Genomic DNA, 6,653 nt, shown 5'->3' on the forward strand with positions numbered 1-6,653 from the left:
GGTTGAATGGTCTCACCTTCCAGAGGATGTAAGACCCTTGGCCACCCTGGATAGCGAACAGAGGATCGCGCATATTCGCGCCAAGCGCTGGGTCGACTATCCGCATGCCGCACGGACATTGAGACGGCTTGAAGAGATTTATGTCCAGCCACGGTCAGAGCGCATGGAAAATTTGCTTCTGATTGGTCAGAGCGGCATGGGCAAGACTATGCTGGTCCGTAAATTCGAGCGGTATTCATCGGTTGTACTCAAGGGAACTGGGACTTTCCGCCTGCAGCCTGTGGTGGTCATGCTAATGCCCCACGATCCGACCGCCCCGCGCTTCTTTTTGCAATTGCTCAAGGCAGTCGGGGTCCCGCCAATGGATACGTTTGAGGGGAGCGCTCCTCGGGAAACCACAGTGTTGCGCGTGATGAAAGATCTACAGACCAAGGTCATTGTCATTGATGAACTGAACTCCGTCCTGGCAGCATCGCCACGCCAACAACGACAGTTTTTGCAACTGTTGCGATGGTTATCCAACGAACTGCGTGTTGCTCTAGTCGGTGTTGGCGTGCCCGAGACCCGCCATGCACTGCTCTCTGATGATCAATTACGCAGTCGGTTCATGCATCTCGAGTTGCCAACATGGGAAGAGGGCGCTGACTTTAAGCGTTTTGTAACTCATCTGATCTGGAGCTTGCCCTTACGTGCGCCGTCACCGATTGACTCCGCGCGGGTCATGCAGCTTCTGGTTGGCCGGACAGGCGGCATCACGCTGGGTGTTTGCAAGGCGATTGAACGGGCGGCTATCGCGGCGATCCGTTCCGGCAGCGAGCGTGTAGATTACAGTGGGCTCCAGGACCATGACGTGTGGGACGGGCTTGAGGCCCCAGTAGCCGCCGGCAGGTCTCGCCAGCAGGACGGGCGAAGGTGAACAAGCCTGGCAGGCTACCAATTGTTCCTGATCCCTTTCGGGGCGAGGCGCTTTCTTCCTGGTTGACCAGATTGGCGGCACGCTATGATCTGCGGGCCAATGATATCCTCCATCATGTAGGAGTTGGGCAGAGTGCTTATCGCGATCTTGATTGGCTGACGGTGCCCCACGTTGATCGTGCTCTCGCTCAGGCGACCGGAATCAGCACAAGCCGAATTGCTGGAATGCGATATGGTGTGGAGGACGGTTGGCTATGGGATCGGCCTGGGCGGGTATGGTGCCGGGCCTGTCTGCAGGCCGACCTTCTGGCTGGTGAAGAAAGCTGGGAACGTCGAAGCTGGCGGAGCGGGGCAACAGTGCTTTGCAGTCAGCATCGCCAGCTTCTGGAAGAGACCTGCCCTGTTTGTCACCAGATTGGAACGGGCTGTCTGTTCCGTGCCTATCGGGGACGTATCCGCTCCCGCTGTATCGCACGCGACAGACCTGTAGCGCTGCGAAACGACGAAACGCTATCGGTTCTACCTTTGGGATTGCGTCTGACGGGCATAACGGTGAAAGCGATTGACGCGTTGCAACGCGATCTACATCGGAGCCTTCGTGGTCACATGCCACATGGGCGGTGGTGTGGCGTGACACATCCGAGGGATCTTCCGGTGCTGGTTGAAGATTTTTTGCGGATGGTTGTGCCTACTCTTGGCCTTCAACTGCAGGTCGCGCCGCCGTTACGGTGGATGTTGCGGCATTCTGATTGGCAGGATCTCTTTGTCTTCACACCGGCCATGCTGCCCCTTGAGGTGGCGGCAGGTGTCCTGGCCATCGCGGCGTTGATCCTGGCCGATCCGGGATGGACGGGAGAGTTGGCGGGACAAATCGACTGGGCTCCTGCGGGGAGAGGGAAAAAGCGCGAGGCCTTCAGTCCGGAGAGTTTTTTGCAGTGGCTTCATCCAGGCATAGCGGACTGGGGACGCTGTCGACTGGAGGCATTGGTGATGCGTAACCGAATTAAGGGTACTTTTTCGCATTAATAAGGGTCATTTTTCTCCTGATTAAGGAGAACCGGAACCGGAGAAAAGCGCGGCAAATCTGACATTCTCCTTATTAAGGACGTTTCGACATTAGCAGGCATTTTGGAATTTTTCATCTACTTCCGACAAGATAACTTATCGGAAGTAGGGTTTTGATTGGTTGGATTTTGCCTGGCGGAGAGGGGAGGAAGCGGAAAGTCCGGAAAACCGCGCCTTTTAGGATCAATCTGGCGCTTTTCCGTTCTCCAAATATCCGTTAACGTGATACAACGCATTGTATGAAGCGTAAACGCCTTAATATGGTGAGGGTCAGGCGGCGCGGTTTCCCGCTGAGGGTGGGCAGGCTGTTCGCTGTCCGTCCGCCGTCGGCCCATAGGGATTTTGGGTCGGAAAACCGCGGATCCGATCAGAATGGCTGAGACCGGCCGACTGCTGCAGGCCGCGCGGCCGCCGGTCGGGCTGTCGCCGGCCACGGCGCGGACCTATGCGGCCTCCTGGCGCGCTTTCGTCGGGACCCAGGCAGCCGATCGCTGCTTTCCGGTCGGCCCTGTCGCGGTGGCGGCGTGGCTGGAGGCCCGGGCGAAGGGCGGACGGCCGCGGCAAAGCCTGGTGGTGGATCGGGCGGCGCTGACAGCGTGGTGTGCCGCCAATGGCGAGGGGCTTGATGTCGCCCTGCCCGCTACGCGGGTGCGCCGGACCGGGGTCGATGCGGCTTCCCTGCTGGCCGCCGCGCGACGTTGCGGCCCCGATTTGCCCGGCCTGCGCGACCGGGCTTTGCTACTGCTGGCGGCCACGCTGGACATCGGCGCCGAGGCCTTGGCCCGGCTGACGGTGGAAGACATCACCGACATGACAGACGGGATGACCGTCGCCCTGCTGCGGCCCCGGTCCGGGCGGCACCAGTTGCGCCGGTTGCGGCGGCGTCGGGATCCGGCCGTCTGTCCGGTGCGGAACTGGGCGGCCTGGCGCGATGCCGCGCAACTGCGCTGGGGGGCAGGGTTCCGGGGGATCGATGCGCACGGCACGGTCGGGGATCCATTGTCGGTGCCGGGGATCCGGTTTGTGCTGGACCGGGCGCTGGGGCGTTCGGATCGTCCAGCCCACCGGACACGGCGGACAAAATCCGGCTCCCCGCCAGAGTCCTCAGTCCGGACGCCAGCGCGTCAACGCATGCGGAGACCGGCCCCGGACTGGATCCAGACGACGCTCACGGTAAGCGGTCCAGTGGATAGGGTGAGCCGGTTCCGGGTGGCGGCCCAGGGTCCGGGGATCATTCCCTGGCAGGTGGATTTTGATTACGAACAGGCGCGCCTGCTGGCGCCGATGGCGGCAAAGGGGGCGCAGGCGGTGACGCTGGCCCGGCTGCTACGCCAGGCATCCGAACGCCTGCATCAGATTGCCCTGCAGCACCAGGCGGCGGGCACGCCCGCCTGTGCCTTTGACCTGCACCGGCTGGTACCGGTTCCCGGTCCCATTCTGGAAGCCGGGGCGGACTCCCGTGCGGCAGCGGCCTGGCTGCAGGCGCAGTGGGGCACGCTGCTGCCGTTGCGCCGGGTAGAGGTCGAAGCCCCGCGCGACCAGCGCGTCCGCCGCAGTGCCCGGCTGGTCTACCACTTCTGGTCGGCGGAGTGGACGCCGTGGCAGGCGCTGGACCGGGTGCGGACGGATTGGCCAGATCTGGTGTTCGACATCCGGCCGCAATACGCGCGTGCCGACGCCGGGGAGACCGCTGATGCTGCCTGACGAGGAGGAAGCCTGGGGTGATCCGCCGCGCCGGCGGCCGCGCCCGGCGGTGCCGGAATTCCATGTCGAGGGGTTTGACGGGCCGCTGGACCTGCTGCTGGACCTGGCAGAACGGCAGCGTCTGGACCTGGGCGTGTTATCCATCGCAGATCTGGCGGCCCAGTTTGTCGATGAGGCAGAGCGGTTGGCCCGCACGACGCCGCTCATGCAGCGCGCGGACTGGGTGATCTGGATCGCCCGGCTGGTATTCCTGCGCTCGCGGCTGCTGTTTGCCACGCAGGCGGAAAAGCAGGTTGCCGAGAGCGAGGCACGCCGGACGGCGGACCAGATCGAGGGGTTGTTGCAGATGCGCGCTGCGGCGGACTGGCTGGAGGCGCGACCGCAGCTTGGCGTGTCGGTTTTTGCGCGGGGCGGAACAGACGTGGATCGTAGTGTTTCTGTCCGGCAGGGGACGTATTTCAGTCTGATGGAAGCCTGTCTCAATGTACTGGAGCGGGAACTGGCACAGATTGAATTCTCGGTTCCGGTCTATCGGATCGATGTGCCTTCGTACTGGCGCGTGACCGATGCATTGATCCTTATGCGTGAGAAAATAAGGAACGGAACCTTTCGAAGCATATGGGACTGTGTTCCCGCGATGGCATCTACCGAATCTGAAGGAACCATTGGTCGTCGAACGGCTGTGGCTGCGACATTTGTGGCTGGGCTGGAATTGGTGCGGCAGGGAGATGCGTTGATCGATATGGTTAAATTTCCCACAGCATGATGTATCGTGTTTGCAGACTCTCTGTGTTAATTTTCACTGAGAACTGACCCATGCCTTCACACTCCCCGGCAGCATCTGCTGGGGTTTGAGGAGTGATCGACATGGAGCTTCTGAGTGTGATCTGTCGGTGGCACTGCCGGGATCATTTTCCGATCCGCGAGATCGAACGCCGGACGGGACTGTCACGCAATACGATCCGAAAATATCTCAGGGCACAGAGTATTGCACCGCAGTTCCTGGTTCCCGAACGTCCCAGCCGACTGGACCCGTTTGCTAACAGACCGAGGGGATGGATGGTCCTGGAAGCCGCCCGATCACGCAAGAACCGGCGCACGGCGCGACGGCTGCATGAAAACCTTGTGGCACCGGGTTATGAGATCCTACGGACGGGTCGCCGCTTTCATTCGACAGTGCAAACACGAACAGCACCAGGCACGCCAGACAACGGGTCGGCGTGTTTTCGTGCCCCTGCGCTTCCAGTCCGGGCAACCGTGCGCCGATACAGGGCGGTATGACATCCTGCGAAGGGACAGCCGCCGTGCGTCATGATCCTGCTGCTGCTTTACTTGTCGTCATGCTCCGTGGATTGCGGATGTATGGCCTGTCCCAGGCCACGGCCAACCTCATCGAGCAGGGCGCACCTGCCTTCGAGGCGACTATTCCCATCCTCTCACAACTCCTGAAGGCGGAACTGGCCGAACGCGAAGTGTGCTCCATCGCCTACCAGACAAAGACCGCCCGGTTCCCCGCCTATAAAGACCTGTCCGGGTTCTCCTTTGCCGATACGCAGGTCAACGAGCCCATGATCCGCCAGCTCCATAGCGGGGACTTCATCGAGCGTGCTGAAAATGTCGTGCTGATCGGCGGTCCGGGAACCGGGAAAACCCACCTGGCGACCGCGCTGGCCATCCAGGCGATCACCCATCACCGCAAGAAGGCGCGCTTCTGGTCAACGGTCGACCTGGTCAATGCGCTCGAACACGAAAAGACCGCCTACCGGGCCGGGCAGATTGCCGACAGGCTGCTCCGCCTGGATCTCGTGATCCTTGATGAACTCGGTTATCTCCCCTTCAGCGCATCTGGCGGCGCCCTGCTGTTCCATCTGCTCAGCCGCCTCTACGAGCGCACCAGTGTCATCATCACAACCAATCTGAGCTTCAGTGAATGGGGAGACGTCTTTGGTGACCCGAAGATGACAACGGCGCTCCTCGATCGGCTGACCCATCACTGTCATATCCTCGAGACAGGAAATGATAGCTACAGGTTCCGCGCCAGCACCGCCGCGTCAAAAAACAGAAAGGACAGATCCTCTTCTTGACCGCCCGCCCGACTATGCCTGAAATTGCATCTGGCTGGGTCAATTCCTGATGAAAAACCCGGGTCAGTTCTCAGTGAAAATCGACACGCGCCCGGCGTATAGCGATTGGCGTGGTTGATTAGCGTGTCGGACGGGTGAGTCAGCTATTATTCGGCAACTGCAGGAGATGGATAGGAAATGGCAGGTACCAAGATCAGTGCAAGGCGGCGAGCATCCTATAAGGAAATCGCGCGGGGTATTGTTGGCGACGACCGTGCTGCACGGCGCCAAAGTACAAGCCAGAATACGATCGGAGCTATCGAGCGTGCTCTCGTGGCTGCTTTCCTTGACGGGTTAACGCAAATATCACCCTTAGATCCGGAAGCAAATGATCTCACATGGATTCAAGTTCCGCCACGGGCACGGCAAACACTCAGTAATATGACATTTTGGTTTAGCGCTAGACATGGCTACAGGACGGACAGAACGGACCGAATAGAAGTCTTCAAGCAGAACGGGAAAAGTCGCTGGAGGATTGTCGATGCAAATGGCCGACATCAAGAGCACTCGGTCGCGGACGGCTCTGTACGCCCACTCATCCGCCTCGGGTTACTAGAGCAGTTGCCAGACAATCCAGCCATTTACGGTCTAAGTGAACTGGGTCTTGAGCTTTGTAAGGAATACTGGAAACGATCAGACCGCGATGATCCGACATTGCCCCGAATCAGTTTGCGGTAGGAATAGGTGTAAGCATCGGCGTGGCCGGCACAAGGCAGGGTAAAAACCAATGTCTTCCGTACACAACATCTCTAGCAGCCTGTCGGGTTGGGGTACCCTGTGAAGGGGTAAGGCTGTAGAGTGTCGCGATGAGCCGCTTCATCCCGTTTGACCGATCCCAGCCGTATC

The 6,653-nt window shown here is 60.2% G+C and carries 5 protein-coding genes and 1 pseudogene; all 6 read left to right on the plus strand.

The window, feature by feature from the left end; translation table 11 throughout:
- Positions 1–37: 37 nt before the first annotated feature.
- The 6 genes and pseudogenes from CDI09_RS10065 to istB all read left to right on the plus strand — a co-directional run bounded on the left by CDI09_RS10065 (position 38) and on the right by istB (position 5,768).
- Entirely contained in the window at positions 38–916 is an 879-nt protein-coding gene (locus CDI09_RS10065) for a TniB family NTP-binding protein (protein WP_236944620.1), read from the plus strand.
- Positions 913–1,941 (plus strand): TniQ family protein, encoded by a 1,029-nt coding sequence (locus CDI09_RS10070; protein WP_078524673.1) that lies wholly within the window; start codon positions 913–915, stop codon positions 1,939–1,941. The genes CDI09_RS10065 and CDI09_RS10070 overlap by 4 nt, the downstream gene beginning before the upstream one ends.
- Before the next feature lie 411 nt (positions 1,942–2,352).
- The gene (locus CDI09_RS10075; protein WP_205836670.1) at positions 2,353–3,684 is read left to right on the plus strand and encodes a site-specific integrase; all 1,332 of its coding nucleotides are present in this window, start codon (positions 2,353–2,355) and stop codon (positions 3,682–3,684) included.
- On the plus strand, positions 3,674–4,450 hold the full coding sequence (locus CDI09_RS10080) for a segregation and condensation protein A (RefSeq protein WP_078524674.1): 777 nt from the start codon (positions 3,674–3,676) through the stop codon (positions 4,448–4,450). Before CDI09_RS10075 ends, CDI09_RS10080 begins: the two co-directional genes overlap by 11 nt.
- Before the next feature lie 101 nt (positions 4,451–4,551).
- A pseudogene (locus CDI09_RS10085) lies at positions 4,552–4,939 on the plus strand (IS21 family transposase); the annotation flags it as partial.
- Between the two features lie 49 nt (positions 4,940–4,988).
- Positions 4,989–5,768: an IS21-like element helper ATPase IstB gene (istB, locus tag CDI09_RS10090; RefSeq protein WP_078527730.1), complete on the plus strand. Its 780-nt coding sequence runs from the start codon at positions 4,989–4,991 to the stop codon at positions 5,766–5,768.
- The last annotated feature ends 885 nt before the right edge of the window (positions 5,769–6,653 follow it).

Origin of the sequence: Komagataeibacter nataicola, assembly GCF_003207795.1 — a bacterium.
Taxonomy (GTDB): Bacteria; Pseudomonadota; Alphaproteobacteria; order Acetobacterales; family Acetobacteraceae; genus Komagataeibacter; species Komagataeibacter nataicola.

Coding starts and splice junctions, on each gene's coding strand:
- CDI09_RS10080 (WP_078524674.1), top strand. CDS start 3,674: ATGCTGCCTGACGAGGAGGAAGCCTGGGGTGATCCGCCGCGCCGGCGG.
- CDI09_RS10075 (WP_205836670.1), top strand. CDS start 2,353: ATGGCTGAGACCGGCCGACTGCTGCAGGCCGCGCGGCCGCCGGTCGGG.